This window comes from Streptomyces sp. GESEQ-4, from assembly GCF_017948455.1.
Classification (GTDB): Bacteria; Actinomycetota; Actinomycetes; order Streptomycetales; family Streptomycetaceae; genus Streptomyces.
The window spans coordinates 285,186-303,227 of sequence record NZ_JAFFSU010000010.1 but is presented as its reverse complement, the minus strand read 5'-3'; the positions used below and the strand labels follow the sequence as shown (position 1 = coordinate 303,227).

General features: G+C 68.3%; 17 protein-coding genes and 1 pseudogene. 7 read left to right on the top strand and 11 right to left on the bottom strand.

The annotated features are described in order from the left end of the window. Positions 1 to 15 precede the first annotated feature (15 nt). On the bottom strand, positions 16 to 1,611 hold the full coding sequence (locus KCH48_RS21580; RefSeq protein ID WP_246885614.1) for a hypothetical protein: 1,596 nt from the start codon (positions 1,609 to 1,611) through the stop codon (positions 16 to 18). A 367-nt stretch (positions 1,612 to 1,978) separates the two neighbouring features. Here KCH48_RS21580 and KCH48_RS42935 point away from each other — a divergent pair, with 367 nt between their 5' ends. Beyond that, entirely contained in the window at positions 1,979 to 2,110 is a 132-nt protein-coding gene (locus KCH48_RS42935) for a hypothetical protein (protein WP_282615160.1), read from the top strand. Positions 2,111 to 2,137: 27 nt separating this feature from the next. Here the strand turns inward: KCH48_RS42935 and KCH48_RS21575 are convergent, their stop codons facing one another. Together KCH48_RS21575 and KCH48_RS21570 are read right to left on the bottom strand one after the other, a co-directional pair. Beyond that, on the bottom strand, positions 2,138 to 2,881 hold the full coding sequence (locus KCH48_RS21575) for a methyltransferase domain-containing protein (RefSeq protein WP_210576294.1): 744 nt from the start codon (positions 2,879 to 2,881) through the stop codon (positions 2,138 to 2,140). Positions 2,882 to 3,545: 664 nt separating this feature from the next. Beyond that, a pseudogene (locus tag KCH48_RS21570) lies at positions 3,546 to 3,632 on the bottom strand (glutamine synthetase); the annotation flags it as partial. Positions 3,633 to 4,129: 497 nt separating this feature from the next. Here KCH48_RS21570 and KCH48_RS21565 point away from each other — a divergent pair. Next, on the top strand, positions 4,130 to 5,353 hold the full coding sequence (locus KCH48_RS21565) for a hypothetical protein (RefSeq protein WP_210576293.1): 1,224 nt from the start codon (positions 4,130 to 4,132) through the stop codon (positions 5,351 to 5,353). Between the two features lie 334 nt (positions 5,354 to 5,687). Here the strand turns inward: KCH48_RS21565 and KCH48_RS21560 are convergent, their stop codons facing one another. The 4 genes from KCH48_RS21560 to KCH48_RS21545 all read right to left on the bottom strand — a co-directional run bounded on the left by KCH48_RS21560 (position 5,688) and on the right by KCH48_RS21545 (position 11,211). Beyond that, on the bottom strand, positions 5,688 to 7,733 hold the full coding sequence (locus KCH48_RS21560; protein ID WP_210576320.1) for an NAD(+) synthase: 2,046 nt from the start codon (positions 7,731 to 7,733) through the stop codon (positions 5,688 to 5,690). Positions 7,734 to 7,818: 85 nt separating this feature from the next. Beyond that, the gene (locus tag KCH48_RS21555) at positions 7,819 to 9,765 is read right to left on the bottom strand and encodes a protease pro-enzyme activation domain-containing protein (RefSeq protein WP_210576292.1); all 1,947 of its coding nucleotides are present in this window, start codon (positions 9,763 to 9,765) and stop codon (positions 7,819 to 7,821) included. Positions 9,766 to 9,928: 163 nt separating this feature from the next. Further along, the gene (locus tag KCH48_RS21550) at positions 9,929 to 10,555 is read right to left on the bottom strand and encodes a DUF305 domain-containing protein (RefSeq protein WP_210576291.1); all 627 of its coding nucleotides are present in this window, start codon (positions 10,553 to 10,555) and stop codon (positions 9,929 to 9,931) included. Continuing rightward, a complete protein-coding gene (locus KCH48_RS21545) occupies positions 10,552 to 11,211 on the bottom strand; it encodes a DUF3105 domain-containing protein (RefSeq protein WP_210576290.1) in 660 nt (219 codons plus the stop codon). Before KCH48_RS21545 ends, KCH48_RS21550 begins: the two co-directional genes overlap by 4 nt. A gap of 113 nt (positions 11,212 to 11,324) precedes the next feature. Here KCH48_RS21545 and KCH48_RS21540 point away from each other — a divergent pair, with 113 nt between their 5' ends. Beyond that, positions 11,325 to 11,474 carry a hypothetical protein gene (locus KCH48_RS21540; RefSeq protein ID WP_210576289.1) on the top strand — a complete coding sequence of 50 codons (150 nt, stop codon included), beginning with the start codon at positions 11,325 to 11,327 and terminating at the stop codon, positions 11,472 to 11,474. A 24-nt stretch (positions 11,475 to 11,498) separates the two neighbouring features. Then, the gene (gene glnA / locus KCH48_RS21535; protein ID WP_210576288.1) at positions 11,499 to 12,860 is read left to right on the top strand and encodes a type I glutamate--ammonia ligase; all 1,362 of its coding nucleotides are present in this window, start codon (positions 11,499 to 11,501) and stop codon (positions 12,858 to 12,860) included. Between the two features lie 297 nt (positions 12,861 to 13,157). On the opposite strand, the gene KCH48_RS21525 is transcribed toward glnA, so the two are convergent. Continuing rightward, positions 13,158 to 14,336: a Cmx/CmrA family chloramphenicol efflux MFS transporter gene (locus KCH48_RS21525; RefSeq protein WP_210576287.1), complete on the bottom strand. Its 1,179-nt coding sequence runs from the start codon at positions 14,334 to 14,336 to the stop codon at positions 13,158 to 13,160. A 513-nt stretch (positions 14,337 to 14,849) separates the two neighbouring features. On the opposite strand from KCH48_RS21525, the gene KCH48_RS21520 reads away from it, so the two are divergent. From KCH48_RS21520 to KCH48_RS21510, 3 genes are all read left to right on the top strand, one after another. After that, complete coding sequence (locus tag KCH48_RS21520) at positions 14,850 to 15,326, top strand: hypothetical protein (RefSeq protein ID WP_210576286.1); 477 nt, start codon at positions 14,850 to 14,852, stop codon at positions 15,324 to 15,326. Positions 15,327 to 15,452: 126 nt separating this feature from the next. Then, positions 15,453 to 15,620, top strand: coding sequence for a hypothetical protein (locus KCH48_RS21515; protein ID WP_210576323.1), 168 nt, complete (start codon positions 15,453 to 15,455; stop codon positions 15,618 to 15,620). Then, positions 15,617 to 16,054: a type II toxin-antitoxin system VapC family toxin gene (locus tag KCH48_RS21510; RefSeq protein WP_210576285.1), complete on the top strand. Its 438-nt coding sequence runs from the start codon at positions 15,617 to 15,619 to the stop codon at positions 16,052 to 16,054. The genes KCH48_RS21515 and KCH48_RS21510 overlap by 4 nt, the downstream gene beginning before the upstream one ends. Positions 16,055 to 16,154: 100 nt before the next feature. Here KCH48_RS21510 and KCH48_RS21505 read toward each other — a convergent pair whose 3' ends face one another. From KCH48_RS21505 to KCH48_RS21495, 3 genes are all read right to left on the bottom strand, one after another. Beyond that, on the bottom strand, positions 16,155 to 16,607 hold the full coding sequence (locus KCH48_RS21505; protein ID WP_210576284.1) for a VOC family protein: 453 nt from the start codon (positions 16,605 to 16,607) through the stop codon (positions 16,155 to 16,157). A gap of 29 nt (positions 16,608 to 16,636) precedes the next feature. Next, positions 16,637 to 17,149 (bottom strand): pyridoxamine 5'-phosphate oxidase family protein, encoded by a 513-nt coding sequence (locus KCH48_RS21500; protein WP_210576283.1) that lies wholly within the window; start codon positions 17,147 to 17,149, stop codon positions 16,637 to 16,639. Positions 17,150 to 17,258: 109 nt separating this feature from the next. Continuing rightward, positions 17,259 to 18,026 carry a response regulator transcription factor gene (locus KCH48_RS21495; RefSeq protein ID WP_210576282.1) on the bottom strand — a complete coding sequence of 256 codons (768 nt, stop codon included), beginning with the start codon at positions 18,024 to 18,026 and terminating at the stop codon, positions 17,259 to 17,261. Between the last annotated feature and the right edge of the window lie 16 nt (positions 18,027 to 18,042).

Here is an 18,042-nt window from a genome sequence, read left to right as displayed (position 1 = left end):
GGGCTTGCCTCGCTTTCAGGAGCCGGTGGGCTTGAGCGGCTCGAGCTCGGGGAGCTCCGGCAGGGGAATGTCGGGATACCCCGGGTAGCTGCTCTCGGTCACGACGTAGGTGCAGTTGGTGTACGTGTATCCGGGATCGATGCGCATGCCGTCGGCCTGGTTCGTCACGTCCCCCGCGTCCGCGTCGGCGTACTTGACGAGGGTGTGGTAGTTGCCGGCGGGCAGGTTGAGCCAGCTGGACGGGTAGTCGATACCGCTGTTCTTGCAGGCCACGGTCTCGGCGGTCGACTCGCTGGAGTACTTGGTGCAGCCGGCGCACGCCGGGAGGTAGACGCTGCCGGTGACCGGGCCGGTGTAGAGGAACTCGACCGCGGTCGGGGCGTCGTTGCTGATCTCCATGGGCATCCGGGAGCCGCCCGGGCTGCGGGACGGCGGCAGCGTACGGCCGGCCGCGGGCCGTTCCTCGGCGATCTCCGCGGCGATGGCGATCTGCCGGGCACGCTTGGCGTTCTTGTTGTCCTTGTACTTGTCGGCGAATTCGCCCAGCGTCACGGCCGCCGCGCCGAACTTGTCGTCCTCGAACTCGTCCACCCCGCAGGCGTAGGCGGCGGACTCCACCGCGCCCGCGGCTTTCCTGCGCAGCCCGTCACCGGGGCTGCCGGCGGGCAGGTCGACCATGGTCTGGCTGATGACCTGCAACTGCTGGCCAACCGGGCAGGGGTCATTGCCCTTCAGGGCCTTGGACCGTTGCGCGATCTCCGCGCTCACGGCCGGTTCGACCTTGGCGGCCTGCGCCGACTCGGGGAACGTACGCAGGAGGTCGGCCAGCGCGCCGTCCGTATCCGCTTTGGTCACGGCGCTGGAGCCCAGGTTCGTGATGCCGCACTCGTAGAGCGAGGTGGCCAGGGGCTCCTCGGGCCAGTCGGCGAGGGAGCCGAGCCTCTTGCTGCCCATCGTGTCGGGCAGCTTCCACAGATACCGCAGCGGCTCCAGGGCCTCGCAGTACTCCTTCTCGCGGTACGGCGCGGCGACGGTGTCGTAGAACCGGTCGAGGCGGTCGGGAATCTGCTGCGCCGCCCGGCTGCCGGGGTGGTCGTCGCCGAGCGCACGGTAGGCCTTGAGCGCCCGCTGGTACTCGTCCTTGCCCTCGGCGAAGCCGGCCTGCTTCGAGGCGGTGGTGACCAGCCGGTCCGTCTCGGCGAGCCGGTCGAGCAGCATCTGCTGGTACGCCTCTTCCCGCGCCGCCTCGTACCCCACCGCCCCACCAACCGGTACGACGAGCAGCACCAGCCCGAGCCCGGCGGCCACCGTCGACCGCCACAGCAACGTCAGCCGCGCCCCGCGCGCCAGCCACGCCCCGTGCGCCGCGGCGAGCACCAGCACAAGCCCGTACGCCCACACCACCCCGCCCGGCAGCCCGTCAGGGTCCGCGGGCAGCGCGGCCACCAGCAGCATGCCGGTCGCGATCCAGCACAGGGCGGCCTGCGGCCAGCGCCGCAGCAGCACATACCCGAGCCCGAGCCCGCTGAGGTTGAACAACCCGGCCGCCGTGACCCGCCACGGGTCCGCGGGCACAGGGTCCTCGGGCTCCTCCGGCAGCGTGTAGGTCAACCACGAGGAGTCCGGCGGACCCTCAGGCATCGGGGGGAAGGGCGGGGGAGGGGGCGACGACGGGGGCGGAGGCGGAGACGACGACAGGGGCTCGGGCGGCGTGAACTCGCTTCCGCCCGTCGGCTCTTCGGATCCACCCATACCGACTCACTCCCCCAACTGCCGTACGGACAGGGCACCTTGTGCCTTCACATGTCTCCATACTGCGGCACATTGGTGGGGACGGGTCCCGAACGTACGGAAAACGTATGGAAGAAGACGAGACGGACGACGTCGGCAAGCGAACATCCACCTGCCGGGAACGCCTCAACTACCATGGGAGGGCAGCGAGTTCCACGCGATCCCCAGGCGTTCACCCGGAGAGGCCATGCCGACTGAAGGGCCCGGCAAGACAGCAATGTGGGCGAAGGTCTTCGCCGCGTTCGTTCTCCTGGTCCTCATGCCCCTGGTGATCTGGTTCATGGTCTCCTTCCCAGCGTCGGGCGCAATCCCGTGGTGAGCCGGGTTGCCGCACTGCCGAGCTGCTTCAGAGGTCCGTCAGCAGTAGTCGATAACCGACATCGAGGGTGTCGAGTGCGATCAGGTCGGCGTGACGGTCGTGCCAGTGGCCGGTCGCGAGGTCGTCGGTGAGTTTTGCCAGGCCGGGGGCGAGGGCGTCTTCTCCGGTCTGGGCGAGCATGGAGATCCCGGCGCGCACCTGTGGGTCGAGGTAGGCGTGGGGGCGGCGCCAATACGCTGCGCCGAACCCGTCCGTGCAGTCGTGCGGGACATGGACGGGCTCCTGATGCGCCCCGCCGAGCAGCGTGGCCAGCCGGTCGGCCGGGATGGCACGGGTGTCGTCGAAGGCGGCGGCCTGCGGGAGGTACTCACGCACGAGCCAGAACCGCTCACGGAAGATCCGCTGGTCCCAGGTCAGGATGACGATGCGGCGGCGCGCGACCCGGCGGAGCTCGGCAATGCCGGCCGCAGGGTCATTCCAGTGATGGACGGTCAGCAGTGCCATGACGGCGTCGGCAGCGTCGTCACGCAGCGGAAGATGCTCGGCGACCGCCCGTACGGCGGGCGCGGACCGGGGTGGGCGCTGGGCGAGCATGACCTGGCTGGGCTCGACGGCGAGAACCGTTTGCGGCGGCTCGTAGGAGCCGGTGCCCGCTCCTACGTTGATCACGTCCGCGGCGTCGCCGAGCGCGGCCTGAATCTGAGCGGCGATCCGCGGATCCGGCTGCCGGGTCCGGCTGTACGTCGCGCCGAGGATGTCGTAGAGGGCCATGTCTCTCAGTATGCGAGGAAGCCGCCATGCCGAGTCAGCTCAGCGCACGGCCGTCAGTGGCCTTACGGAGAAGGGGGCTTGGGCGGTGTTCGTATGAGCCGTCACGCACCACCCTGGTCCTGTGGACTGCCGCGCAGCGAGCAGATCTGCCAGTGGAGGATGAAGCAGCAGGCGAGTTTGCGGAACATGCCAGCCCTGTGATCGATGCCGACGACTTCGGGAGCCGGATCGCGCCCGGTGGGTCAGGTCCAGTCGAAAATCCGCCGCACAACGCCCGTGACCGCTCGTCTGATCCACCCGAACAGTCCTGCTGCCACGGCCACATCGGCCCCCGCCACGGCCACGTCCGCCCGGGCCGACCCGGCGCTGCACCCGGGACAGGAACGGGGCCAACGGCGCTTTCGCACGCCGCACTTCTTGCATATCGCCATGATCCGATTCTCCTCGAATCCCGCCGGTCTACTCAACGCCAGCTTGCTGGCTCCGCGGGTGACCTTCGGCCATCGCCGCCGCATCGGTCACCCGGGTGCCGACCAACGCGGTGCTCAACGCGCTCGCTCCACCGCCGAGACCAGCTGCCAGAAGTACTGAGACACGGTGGGGCCGACGGTCCACGACCGTCGGCCCCACTCGCCGAATCAGCGAGAACCCGCTTTGACCTGCGCTAAAGAACCGGCAGGCTCTTCCGCAGTTCGAACGCCGTCACCTCGGAGCGGTACTCCTCCCACTCCTGCCGCTTGTTGCGCAGGAAGTGACGCGGCCCCGGAGCGACCTCGTGCGATCGGCGTCCGCGCAGCGCTGACAGGCGCCTGAGCAGTCGTCATTGGTCGTCGTTAGTCACCCTGGGCCGCCCTTTGACGGCCCAGAGACGGCCCAGATTGCTTGGGGCCTGACTGACCGCAGGGCATGTCATGCAAGCGGGCGGATGCCTTGAAGGAGAGTACGCGTCCAGAAGACGAGACGCCCTACGAGCATTGCTACCCGTTCACTCCCTGATCGACTAAACGGCAAAAACAGCAGTGCGGGCACGCACGCGAGGGTGACGATCAGGAGGGGCGGCAGCAAGATCAGCACTATAGCCACACGCTGAGCTGCCGCCACGTAGCGAGCGCCAGGGAACAGGATCAACGACGTACACCTTTCATCTGTAGGCCAGGGTGGTGACTCCCTAGACTCCTGAGCTGGTGCACCGTTGCGCCACGTGGCACACGTTGCCAAGCAGTTGGCAACACCAGTGATGGGGGATGAATGACAGACAAAAACCTGCCGGCTTTCCTCAGGCCACTCGATGGTGAGCTACCTGTTGAGGCGCAGAACTTGGCAAATAGCCTGCGTGTATTGTTCACCGGGCTGGAGATTTCAGTCCGCCGATATGGGGCACGTCGATCGCGTGACGCGGGAGCTATATCCCGCTATTTAAACGGATCACGACTCCCACCTTGGGAATTCATCCTGGATCTCGCACGAGATGTGGCCGCCCACCGAGGCGAGTCAATCAAAGAAGAAACCCTACAGCTCCTACGCGATCAACATCACGCAGCAGTAGAAGCGCAAGGAAACCCCGCCAGTCTGCTCAGGCTGACGCAGCTCCAACTCGCAGAAGCTGACCGGAAATCCCAGCAGAGCATGATACAGGTCGAGGTGCTGACGCAAGCCTTGCAGGACCGCCAGACGATATTGGCTGACGTCGAACGGCAACTGCGTCAGATTCAGCACCGGGAAGCCGTAGTTGAACTGCGGATTGAAAGAGTCACCGAGGAACGGGACGAACTGCTAGAGCAAAGAGAACAACTCCAAAGCGAAGTGACAGCACTAAGAGACGAACTTGGGCGAGTGAGAGAACGGGCCGATGACCTTGAGGCAGAATGCTCATCTTTGGAAACAAAGCTCGCTGCCCTCGAAGGACCGGAAGGAATAGAGGGCTTCACTCCGGGATTTATGGCTATCGGCATGCTCGAAATGGCTGGATTTGCCCGTATGTCCAGGAGGCTCGGCGAAGCGGAGCTAATCTCCCTGATTGAAAGGGTGAGGGGACTTTGCAACCAGGTCTCGGCTATCACTGGCGCAAGATTCTTCCATACGCGGAACAGCGACGTTACGTTCGTCACCGCTACAGCATCCGCCGGGGCAGAAACAGCACTACTATTGTCCGAATCCGAGACGACAACGATGCTGGGTGACCTCAGGGCCGAAGTCAGGATCGGTCTCTGCTATGGCCAGGTTTACGCAACGGGAGGAATTATATTAGGCCCGACTGTGAGCCTCACGGAAAGGCTATCTGGCATCGCACCTAGAGATGGGGTTCTGGCTGACGCATCCTTGATCGAGCAGCTTCGCGAAGAGTCATCCCTGCATGTTCAAGGGGAAATTCAGGGAAAGTATGCAGCCCAGGTCATGTGGCAGCGTCCAGTGGCAGGAATGGGTGTAGTTGAGCCATGGCTCCTCGTAAGGCCGCCCGATTCACAACCGTGACGTCGACCTACGATTTCCCGGAATCGAAGTGGACCGTATGCGGTCCTTAGCCTCAGCGGGACGGGCAGGGAAAGCCACTTGCGCTGCCGAGAGTGCCACCCGCTCAAGACACTAACGAAGTTCGGCCCGTAAGCCCCCAGATCTTCGGAGTGACGTCTCCGGCGCCGACGGTGCCGGGGCTGGGCGTGACGGCCGCGGCCTACGCGGTGGACTCCGCCGGCCGGGCGTGAGCGAGTGGTCGCCGCGCACGTACCCGACCGGTCGGGCGCGCTGCACCACTGAGCGGCCACCGCCCCGCCTCCCGTAGGGTCACCGCGCCCATCCTCCAGGACCGTTACCCTCCCACCTCCGGCATGTCGAAGCGCGCAAGATCCCGCAGCCACACCCCCGCCGAGCTGTCGGACGGTGCGCGCCAGTCGCCGCGCGGGGACAGCGAACCGCCCGCCGAGACCTTCGGCCCGTTCGGCATGGCCGAGCGTTTGAACTGGGCGAAGGCGAAGAAGCGGCGGCAGAACACCTCCAGCCAGCGCCGGATCTCCGGGAGGTCGTACGCCACCCGCTTGGCCTCCGGGAAGTTCGGCGGCCAGGCGCCGGCCTCCGGGTCGTGCCAGGCGTGCCAGGCGAGGAAGGCGATCTTCGACGGCCGGAAGCCGTACCGCAGCACATGGAAGAGCGTGAAGTCGTGCAGCGCGTACGGGCCGATCTTGGACTCGGTGGACTGCATCTCCTCGCCCGGCACCAGCTCCGGGCTGATCTCGGTGTCGAGGATCGCCGCGAGGATCTTGCCCGTCTCCTCGTCGAACTGCCCGCTGCTGATGACCCACCGGATGAGGTGCTGGATCAGCGTCTTCGGAACGCCCGAGTTGACGTTGTAGTGGCTCATCTGGTCGCCCACGCCGTACGTCGACCAGCCGAGCGCCAGCTCCGACAGGTCACCGGTGCCGAGCACGATGCCGCCGCGCTGGTTGGCGAGCCGGAACAGGTAGTCGGTGCGCAGTCCGGCCTGCACGTTCTCGAAGGTGACGTCGTACACCGGCTCGCCGGACGCGAACGGGTGGCCCATCTCGTCCAGCATCAGCCGCGCGGTCGGCGTGATGTCCAGCTCGGCCGCGGTGACGCCGATGGCCCGCATCAGCGCGTGGGCGTTGTCCTTGGTGTGGTCGCTGGTGGCAAAGCCGGGCAGCGTCCAGGCCAGGATGTCGCTGCGTGGACGGCCCGCCCGGTCCATCGCACGGGCGGCGACGATCAGCGCGTGCGTGGAGTCGAGGCCGCCGGACACCCCGATGACCACTTTCGGCCCGCCGATCGCCGCCAGCCGCTGCTGGAGGCCCTCGACCTGGATGTTGTACGCCTCGTAGCAGTCCAGGGCGAGGCGGTCGGCGTCGGCCGGCACGAACGGGAAGCGCTCCAGGCGACGGCGCAGCCCCAGGTCGGTGAGCGGCGGATCGAGCGTGAACTCGACCGTCCGGAAGTCGGCGGTGCGCGCGCGGTGCGTCCGGCGGTTGTCGTCGAACGTGCCCATCCGCTGCCGCTCCTGCCGCAGCAGGTCGAGGTCCACGTCGGCGATCGCGTACTCGTCGCCGAGGGGGAACCGCTCGGTCTCGGCCAGCAGCACGCCGTTCTCGTAGACCATGGCCTGGCCGTCCCAGGACAGATCGGTGGTCGACTCGCCGAGGCCGGCCGCCGCGTAGACGTACGCGGCGAGGCAGCGGGCGGACGCCGAGCGGCACAGCAGCTTGCGGTCCTCGGCCCGCCCGACCGTGATCGGGCTGCCGGAGAGGTTGACGAGGAGGGTCGCGCCGGCGAGGGCCGCCTCCGCGCTGGGCGGCACCGGCACCCACATGTCCTCGCAGATCTCCGCGTGCAGCACGAGACCCGGGACATCGTCCGCCGTGAACAGCAGATCCACGCCGAACGGCACGGTCTCACCGCCGACGCGGATCGACCCGCCGCGCTCGTCGGCGCCGTCGGCGATCTGCCGGCGCTCGTAGAACTCCCGGTAGTTCGGCGGGTACGACTTGGGTACGACCCCGAGGACGCGGCCGCGGTGCACGATCACCGCGCAGTTGTAGACCCGGTTGCGATGGCGCAGCGGGGCGCCGACGACCAGGACCGGCAGCAGCCGGGCCGACCCGGCCACCACCTCCCGCAGCGCCTCCTCGACCTGGTCGAGCAGTGCGTCCTGCAGCAGCAGGTCCTCGATGGAGTAGCCGCACAGCACCATCTCCGGGAAGACGGCGACGGCGACCCCCTCCTCGGCGCACCGGCGGGCGTGGCGCAGGACCGCTTCGGCGTTGGCGTGCGGGTCCGCGATGACGGTGTGGCCCGTACATGCGGCGACGCGTGCGAAGCCGTGCTGATAGATCGACCAGAAGTTCAAGTCAGGCACGGGCTCAGTGTAATCGTCAGAGCGACGCGATGGGGGGCGTGGGGTGTGGGGCACCCCACGCCCCCCCCGTTCACCGTCACCGTCGGCGGTACGACTCCACGTAGCCCCGCGCGGGTGTCCCCACGCCCGTCACGTCGTCGTACCCCTTGACCGCCTTCAGCGAGCTGTCGGTGCCGAGGGTGCGGACGGAGGTGGTCAGGCCGCCGCTCGCGTCGTAGCCGTTGACGAAGTCGACGCGCGCCACGGCGAGTCCGGAGCCGGTGGGGGCGTCCGTGACGTCGTGGTACGCCGTCGAGCCGTACTTGGCGTAGATCGCCGGGTTGGCGAAGCCGATCGCCTTCCCGCCGCGTGCCTCCTGCGCCAGTGCCTGCACCGCCGCGATGACGGGCGAGGCGAGCGAGGTGCCGCCGATGCGGTACTCGCTGTACTGCTGCGAGCCGTCCGGGAAGGTCTGCGTCTGACCCACCAGGAACCCGGTGTTCGGGTCGGCGATGGCCGCGATGTCCGGGACGACGCGGTTGCCGGCGGCGCTGTTGGCCTGCGCCAGCGAGGTCGGCACCACGCCCTTCTGGTAGGAGGGCTCGGCGACCGTCTTGCTGGTGCCGCCGCCCGCACCCGAGGTGTACGCGCCCGGGAAGTCCACCCAGCTCTTGCCGTCGTCGGACAGCGCCGCCTTCTGGGTGCCCCAGCCGGTCTCCCACAGATACGAGTCGCCCTTGCCGACCGCCAGCGACGTACCGCCGACGGCCGTCACCCAGGCGGAGTTGGCCGGGGTGTCGACCTGCTTCGTGCCGGTGTGGGCGACCTCGTCGCCGTTGTCGCCGGAGGAGAAGTAGAAGCCGATGCCCTCGGCCGCGCCGAACTGGAAGACCTGGTCGTAGGCGGCCGCGAGGTCCGGCGTCTGGTGGGCCTCGATGTCGCCCCAGGAGTTGGAGACGATGTCGGCGAGGTGGTTGTCGACGATCTTGCTGAGCGCGTCGAGCAGGTCGTCGTCCATGCAGGACGCGCCGCCCACGTACGTGACGTTCGCGGCCGGCGCGACCGCGTGCACGGCCTCGACGTCGAGGGTCTCCTCGCCGTACCAGCCGGCGGCGTCGCACTCGTCGGCGCCGGTGTGCGTGTACTTCTTCGGCAGCACCTGGCGCAACTGGCCGGTCTTCCAGGCGGCGTCGCCGTGCTTCTTCGCGTAGCTCGCCGCGTCGTAGGCGATGGTCGGCGAGGCGAACGCGTCGGTGATGGCGACCCGCACGCCCTTGCCGGTGCGCGAGCCCGCGCCGTACGCGGCCCGCAGCTGCTTGCCGGTGTAGCCCCGGACGGCGTACGGGATCTTGGTGCCGTACGCGTCCGGCAGCGTGCTCGCGACCTTCGAGCCGTAGTACGAGGAGAACGGCCCGGCGTTCTTGAACACCGTGGAAGGACCGGGCAGTTGGTCGTCGTGGCTCGCCCGGTGCGGGGCGTTGTCCAGGCCGGTGACGGTCAGGACGGCGCCGTTCAGGCTGTCGGGCGCCGACGCGGTCCTGGCGGGCGCGCGGTAGGTCTTCGTGCCCTTGGCGTAGGTGCGCAGCTGGGTGCCGAACGCCTGCTCGGCGGCGGCCACGTCGCCGGTCACGGAGACGTAGTGCTGCGCGACACCCGTGACCTTCAGGCCCGCGGACGTCAGCCACGTCTTGACGGCGGTGATCTGGGCCGGCGTCGCACCGAAGCGGCTCTGCGCCTGGTCGGCGCTCAGATACTTGCCGTAGGAGGCCGAACGCGGGTCGGACACGGCCTTGGCGTAGGCGGCGAGACCGGTGGCGTCGCGGCCGGCGAAGTAGACCCGGGCGGTGACCGCGGAGCTGTCCGGCGCGGCCCCCTTGTCGGCCTTGGTCGTGGCCCACGCGGGCTTGGTGCCCGCGAGCAGGTCCCGGCCCGGGTTGTCCGCGGCGTGCGCGGCGGGTATGCCGAAGGCCAGCGCCCCGGCGAGCATCGGCAGCGTCGCCGCGATGCCCGCCACGGCACGTGCCCTGGCGCGGTTGGATCTCATGGAACCCCCTGGATGCGGTTCGTCGCGAGTGATCACTCGACGGTGGCAACTCTCGCGACGAACCGTTCACGCCAGGGGAATCAGGGGGGAATGGCTCGGCCAAGAAGCACCCAAGGAACCGTATGCGCAAGGGATTTGAGGCATACGTCCCTCTCGGCGGAGCTCAACGCGCCCGCGCACCCCGCTTCTTGAGCAGATCCGCCATGAGCTGGATCTCCGACTCCTGCGCCTCGACCATGCCCTGCGCGAGATCCTTCTCCACGCCGACCGAGCAGCGCTGCACGCACCCCTCGGCCATGTGGACACCGCCCTTGTGATGGTCCGTCATCAGCTGCAGGAAGAAGATCTCGGCCTGCTTGCCGTCGAGCTTCCCCAGCTTCTCCATCTCGGTGTTGGTCGCCATGCCGGGCATCAGCGCGCCGTCCTTGCCGGAGGCCATGCCACCCATGTCCATCCAGGTCATGGGCCCGTCCGACGACACCTTCGGCAGCCCCCACAGGGTCAGCCAGCCCAGCAGCATGCCGCGCTGGTTGGCCTGCGTCTGCGCGATGTCGTACGCCAGCCGCCGCACCTCCGTGTCGTCGGTGCGGTCGCGCACGACGTACGACATCTCCACGGCCTGCTGATGATGTACGGCCATGTCGCGCGCGAACCCGGCGTCCGCGGAGTCGGCGGCGGGCGGCTCGACTCCGGAGTTGCCGTCCCCGGCGACCGAGTAGGTGATCGCGCCGGCCGCGACGAGCGCGGCCGCCGCGGCCCCCGCGATCCAGCCGGCCTGCGCCCGTTTCACTTCGACAGCCCACCCGTGCAGGCGGCGCCCGGCTCGGGCGTCTGGTCGCCCTGGACGTACTTCTCGAAGAACTTGGCGACGTTCGGGTCGTCCGCGCCCGTCACCGCGCGCTGGGCACCCCATGCCGAGAGCATGATCGGGTCTTTCTGCTTCTCGTCCGGGCTCATCAGCGTGTACGGGGTCTGCTTCACCTTCGCCGCCAGCGCGTCCACGTCCTTCTTGGCGGCCTTGCTGGTGTACGTCACCCAGACCGCGCCGTGCTCCAGGGAGTGCACGGCGTTCACGTTGTTGAGTTCCTCGGTGTAGACGTCCCCGTTGCAGTTCATCCACGCCTGGTGGTGGTCGCCGCCGACCGGGGGCTCCATCGGGTACTTCACGTCCTTGGTGACGTGGGTCCGGCTCAGCTTCCCGTCCCAGGTCTTCACGCCGTCCTTGCCCGCGACGAACTTCCCGGTGCTGGAGTCGCTCGCCGCGGAATCGTCGTCGGACTGCGACTGCACGAGCACGACACCGCCGACCGCGAGAGCGGCGACGACCACCACGCTGGCCGTGATCGTGAGGATGCGGTTGCGGCGCTCGCGGGCACGCTCGGCGCGCCGCATCTCCTCTATTCGCGCCTTGCGCTCTGCGGAGCTGCTCTTCTTGGCGGAGCCCATGGAGTGTGTCCTTCTAGGCAAGGGAACGGTCGGGTCAACTGATCGTAATGGGGAAGGGGTGACCTCTCGAAGAGAGGTCACAGGAATTACGGATGTCGGCGGCAGGGGGCACTATGGGCACTGAGCAGTACACCTGCCGTATCGGAGGCGTTCACGCCGAGGTCGGCCGGGCGATCAGGGTCCGCAACGCGCACGAAATGGTGTTGTGGTGTGATGCTCAGGTGCCCGACCGCCTCGCACAGTTCCTGGGGCAGGCGGCCTGACCAGCAAGGATGGGGAAGCGGAAGATGGACAAGCAGCAGGAGTTCGTGCTCCGGACGTTGGAGGAGCGCGACATCCGGTTCGTACGCTTGTGGTTCACCGACGTGCTCGGCTTCCTCAAGTCCGTGGCCGTCGCCCCGGCCGAGCTCGAGCAGGCGTTCGACGAGGGCATCGGTTTCGACGGCTCCGCGATCGAGGGCTTCGCCCGGGTGTACGAGTCCGACATGATCGCCAAGCCGGACCCGTCGACCTTCCAGGTCCTGCCGTGGCGCGCCGAGGCCCCCGGCACCGCCCGCATGTTCTGCGACATCCTCATGCCGGACGGCTCCCCGTCCTTCGCCGACCCGCGCTATGTCCTCAAGCGCGCGCTGTCCAAGACCTCCGACCTGGGCTTCACCTTCTACACCCACCCGGAGATCGAGTTCTTCCTGCTGAAGGACCGCCCGCTGGACGGCTCCCGCCCCACGCCCGCCGACAACTCGGGCTACTTCGACCACACCCCCACCCACGTCGGCCAGGACTTCCGCCGCCAGGCGATCACGATGCTGGAGTCGATGGGCATCTCGGTCGAGTTCTCCCACCACGAGGGCGCGCCGGGCCAGCAGGAGATCGACCTCCGCTACGCCGATGCCCTCTCCACGGCCGACAACATCATGACGTTCCGCCTGGTCATGAAGCAGGTCGCGCTGGAGCAGGGGGTCCACGCGAGCTTCATGCCGAAGCCGTTCTCCGAGCACCCCGGCAGCGGCATGCACACGCACCTGTCCCTCTTCGAGGGCGACCGCAACGCGTTCTACGAGTCGGGCTCCGAGTACCAGCTCTCCAAGGTCGGCCGCTCCTTCATCGCGGGCCTGCTGCGGCACGCCGCGGAGATCTCCGCGGTCACCAACCAGTGGGTCAACTCCTACAAGCGCATCTGGGGCGGCTCCGAGCGCACGGCCGGCGCGGGCGGCGAGGCCCCCTCGTACATCTGCTGGGGCCACAACAACCGCTCGGCCCTCGTCCGCGTCCCGATGTACAAGCCCGGCAAGACCGGCTCCGCGCGCGTCGAGGTCCGCTCCCTGGACTCCGGCGCGAACCCCTACCTCGCCTACGCCGTCCTCCTCGCCGCCGGCCTCAAGGGCATCGAGGAGGGCTACGAGCTCCCGCCGGGCGCCGAGGACGACGTCTGGGCCCTCTCCGACGCCGAGCGCCGCGCGATGGGCATCGAGCCCCTGCCCCAGAACCTCGGCGAGTCGCTGTCCCTGATGGAGCGCAGCGACCTGGTCGCCGAGACCCTGGGCGAGCACGTCTTCGACTTCTTCCTGCGCAACAAGCGCCAGGAGTGGGAGGAGTACCGCTCCGAGGTGACGGCGTTCGAGCTGCGGAAGTCTCTGCCGGTTCTGTAAGCGCAGGTCAGAACGGGTTTCCTGTCGATTCGGCGGGTAGGGCCGACGGTCGTGGACCGTCGGCCCTACCGTGTCTCATTGCCCCTGGGCCGTCTCTGGGCCGTCGGGCATCGGATCGGTGCCCTCGTACAGGCCGTCGACCGCCTTCCGGGCCCGTGCGTCGCTACTCGGCATGAGGTGTCCACGGCGCAACGCGACCAGTACCCGCCGCAGGCGGACGCACCGATTGCGCGGGGCACGGGTTCTTCGACAGGTGACCGTCGTCCACGGCCGCGTTGAGGCTCGTCGACACGTTTGTCACCGGAGCACCTCGGTGCTCCGGTCGGCCGTGATGGCGGTGAGGAGGGGGAACGCGATGAGCAGCGCGATCGCGACGAGGAGTCCGCTTGCCCAGAGCGGCCCGAGGTACCCGGCGTCGGTGCTGAGGGTGGCCGCAGCGATGACGGGGCCGACGGCGGCGCCCACGTTGAGCGCCGCGGTCGCATATGAACCGGCCATGGTGGGGGCTCCCTCGGCCTCGTAGAGGACGCGCGTAATCAGCGTGCTGCCCAGCGCGAACGACAGTGCGCCCTGCACGAACACGAGGATGAACAGGGCGACCGGCTCGTTGGCCAGCATCGCCAGGGTCGGCCAGCCGATGAGCAGCAGCGGGCCACCGACTGCGATGACCGGGCCGGGACGCCGGTCTGACAGTTGGCCGGCGACGGTGACGCCCACGAAGGAACCGGCGCCGAAGAGCACCAGAGCGACAGAGATCCACAACTCGCCCAGCCCGGCGCTGTCGGTCACCACAAGGGCGAGGAAGGTGAGGCTTCCGAAGGTTGCCGCGTTCACCAGCGCGCCGAGCAGCATCACCAGAATCAACCGCGGCCGTGTGAGCTGGGCGAGCTCCGCTCGCAACGCCGGCCTGCCAGTCGCCTCATCCTCATCACGTCCTGCTGGGATTCCTTTCAGGATGCCGAGAGCTGCCGGCAGGCAGAGAGCGGCGACAGCCCAGAATGTGGCCCGCCAGCCGAGCAACGCGCCAAGCACCGAGCCGCCAGGGACACCGGCGATCGTGGCCACCGTCGTGCCGGACAGCAGCACGGCCAGCGCACGTCCCTTCCTGTCGGGTGGGACCAGCGTGGCGGCAGCCGTCAGAGCGACGGCAAGGAACCCTGCGTTCGCGAGCGCGGCGATCACCCGGGTGGCGAACAGGATGGGGAAGCTGGTGGTCATGGCGCCCACGGCATGAGCTGCCGCGAAAGTGAGGATGAACCCGAGAAGGCTGGCGCGCCTGGGCCAGTTGCGGGCAAGCGCGGCCACAAGTGGGGCACCGACGATCATGCCGACCGCGAAGGCCGAGGTGAGCGTTCCGGCTGTCGCGACTGTGACATCGAGGTCTGAGGCGATGTCCGGCAAGAGGCCGGCGAGCATGAATTCCGAGGTGCCCATGGCGAAAACCGCCATGGCAAGCAGGTACAGCGGGAGAGGCATCGAGTGGCTCCGAGGTGAGGAGAAGCACGAGAAGGTCATCTCGTCACCGCGGCCAGCCCCAAGCGCCACTCGTCCCACCGCAAAAAACGGCGCGACGACAGGGCTACGAGCTCAGTGGTTCAGGGGGCTGACGGCGTGACCGAAAGCCCCCTCCTTGTCTGACTCAGGACTCGACATGGCCCGCACGCTACCCGGCCGATGCCCGTCGAAGCATCTTGGTTTCACTGACATCGGCCTGTGTCACCAACGTCATGTCCGGCAACAGCCAGAGCCAGGTGTCCAACCACATCCGCGATCGCCAGTCGTCGATCGGGATAGCCGTGCCGGTGAACAGTGGCCAGAAGTAGATGCTCTGACAGGCAGTGCAGGCTCGGCTGTGGTGGTGCATTCACCTGAAATGCCGGTTTCCTGTCCGGCTGCATCCTGAAACCTTTCAGGTACCGGTACCCGCGACTCCCCCTGAAGCTGACTGCTGTGACGCACAAGGCTATTGGCCTCCGGAGGGGAACGAACATGACCGGCAGAACTCTGAGTCGCAGGACCGCGGCCGCCACCACCGCCGCGCTCGCCATGACGGCCGCGCTGATCACCGGGGCGGCCGCCGTCCCGGCGAGCGCGGCGACGGCGGCCGTCGTCTGCTCCGATCTGGGGATCCTGAGCGATCCACAGAATGCCTCCAGCACGGGCACGGCGACGACGGCCACCGGTCGCACAGGCACAGCCCAGGTCCGGTACGGCACCTCCGGCGGTGTGCGGTACGCCTGGGCGCGGACGACCAGTTACGAGTACGACGACCTGTACATCAAGTTCGAGATCGACACCAACGGCGACGGCGACGCCAACTGCTCCCACTACAGGGAGGCGACGAGCCGGACGTACACCACGGGCAGGCAGACTGAGCGGGCGGACGGCGTCCGCTACCGGGGCTGCCTGCTGTTCGACCCCGACCACGACTGTGACGCGGCCGCCACCAAGACCGGTTGGTGGTAGGAGCCGGTGCGTACCTGGTCGCACACCCAGCAGGCCTTCACTCGGGTGTGCGACCGTGCGCGTAGCGCCGTATGACACCCACGCCCCACCACCCCGCACCAGCCCCGCGCCCGGGTGGTACACATCTTGTACCTTCGGGATATCGCCCTGGCGCACCGTGTCTGGGACGAGCCGTTCGTCTCCGACGAGGAGACGTTCGACCTGGGTGGGCCGGTTACCGGAGGCGACATCCGAGCGGCGGTGACCGAGGGCTACGAGGCTCGGGAACGCCGGAACGGGGGCCACGCGGCTTGATCGCCGTCGCCGACACCTCCGGAATCCTCACGCCCTTCAACCGTTCCGACCCGGACCACGAGGCGGCCAGGAAAGCTGCGGATCAGTGCGGCTTCCTCGTCGCCACCCCGCTGGCCCTGACCGAAGTGCACCAGGTGGCCACCAGCCGCGCCGGGCGAGCCGCGGCTGATGGCATCCTCCGATCGCTCACCGCACGCGTGCGGCAGATGCGGCTGGTCCTGGCCCCGGCCACTCCGGAGATCCTCGACGCCGCCCTGTCCGTCCGGGCGCGCTACACGGCGCTCGACCTCGACCTGGTCGACGCGGTGAACGTGGCGCTCGCCGCCGAGTACGGCACGGACGCGATCCTCACCCGGGACCTCCGTGACCTGCGGGCCGTACGACCGATGGGCGGCAGGCACACCCACTTCCGGATCCTCCCGGACGATCTCTGACCATCGCCACTCCGCGTGTCACAGTTGCGGCCGGTGAGGGCTGGTCGCGCCCACGCGGCGGAGCCGCAAATCGATACAGCCCCGCGCCCCTGAAGGGGCGTTACTGCCGGCCCTGCTTTGCCTGCTCCGTCAGCAGCTCGTGCAGCGGTTTCGTCGCCCTCTGCCGGTACTCCTGGATCGACCACCCATTCCCGTCCGGGTCCGTGAAGTACATGAACGTCGCGCCGTCGTCGGGGGTGTACTGGGTCGGCTCGGTGACGTCGAGGCCGCGTTCGAGCAGCTCGGCGTGCGCGGCCTTGATGTCGGCGACGCAGAGTTGGAGGCCCTGGTAGGACCCGGGTTCGGGCTTGGTCTCGCCCTTGGTCATGTCCCAGATGCTGTCGCCGAGGGCCACAGAACAGCCCGAGCCCGGCGGGGTCAGCTGGACGATGCGCATGCCCGGCATGACCTCCTGGTCGATGTCGACGTGGAAGCCGACCTTGTCGCGGTAGAAGTCGCGGGCTCGGTCGATGTCGCTCACGGGCAGCGGGATCACTTCGAGCGTGTACTGCATCGCTGGTCCTCCAGGTCGCCGTTGACACGTCAGACGAACCGCCAGCGGGTCTGGCTGAACGGCTCCCCCTTACCGAAGCCGAAAACGGTGACCGGCGCCACCGAAAAGACGTAAGCGTGTCCTGCTCCGTGGTGGAAGCAACCGTTCCGTACCTCGAAGTGCCAGAAAGGCCCGTATTTCGTCTCCCAGAGGGCCGCGAGTTCGCGCAGCGCCGCGTCGTCCGTGACCCGCCGCGCCTCGCCCTCGACCACGAGGTCGTACCCCTTGTTCCAGGTGTTCGTGCCCGTGGTGAGGACGACCTGCGGGTTCTCGGCGAGGTTGCGGGCCTTGCGTTCCTCGGGGCCGGTGCAGAAGTGCAGGGCGCCGTGCGCCCAGACCGCGGGCAGCGGGGTGACGTGCGGGCGCCCGTCCGGTCGTACGGTCGAGATCCAGAACAGCTCGGCCTCGGTGAGCTGCTTCTCGGCCTCCGGCCAGGGGGTCGCGGTCGCCGTTTCCTCGCTGTAGCGGGTGTCCAGTCGGGTCTGCGGGGTGATGTCGGTCATGAGCTGCCTCCAGCCGCCGGATGTCCCTCGGATGTCCCTCGGATGTTCCTCGGATGTCCCTCGACAGGGCGGACTCGATACGGCCCCGGAATTCATCGGCCTCATCGGCTCACAGGGCTTCCGCCTCCGGGAAGACCCGGGCGACGGCCGCCGTACGGCTGGAGACACCCAGGCGGCCGAAGGCGTTTTCCAGGTGCTTGCGGACAGTGCTGCGCGAGACGACGAGTTGTTCCGCGATCTGCGGGGTGGTCAGGCCGAGGGCCACGCAGCGCAGGACGTCCAGTTCCCGGTGGGTCAGCCGCACGGAGGGACGGCGGCGGCGGGCGGCGTCCTGGTAGATCGCGTACAGATGCGGGGCCATCAGACGGAGCGTCGTCATCTCGTGATCGGTGAACGGTCTGCCCTCCTCGCGCAGGAACTGGAAGACGCGGGTGCGGTTCGGCGCGGTGGGCAGGGCGACGGCCGCGATGCATTTGAAGGGCCGCAGGCACTCGGTGTAGATCGGCAGGTTCATCAGCTCGCGCAGTGACATGTAGTCGGTCAGCTGTGTGGCCTCCGGCGTGCTGTGCGGCCCCGCGACCCAGGTGCACTGCAGATGCTGGTGGCGCCATCGCCAGTAGCCGTCCAGCGAGCAGTCGTCCCCGCCCATGTTTCCCCAGTTGTCGTAGGGCGTCTCCTGCTCGTTGACGTGGATCCGGGTCGGGACGTCCAGTTCGGAGAAGCACGCGCAGTCGCAGGGGACGAGGCGTTGCAGGCCGAGCAGCAGGGATTTCGGCGGCACCGCGTCCGACGTGTCGTGCCGGGCCTCGTCCAGGACGTCCGCCATGCGCCGCAGATGAACCTCGGCCGTTGCCGTCGTACGGGCTGATGTCGTCATGGCGGCCTCCCGGGCC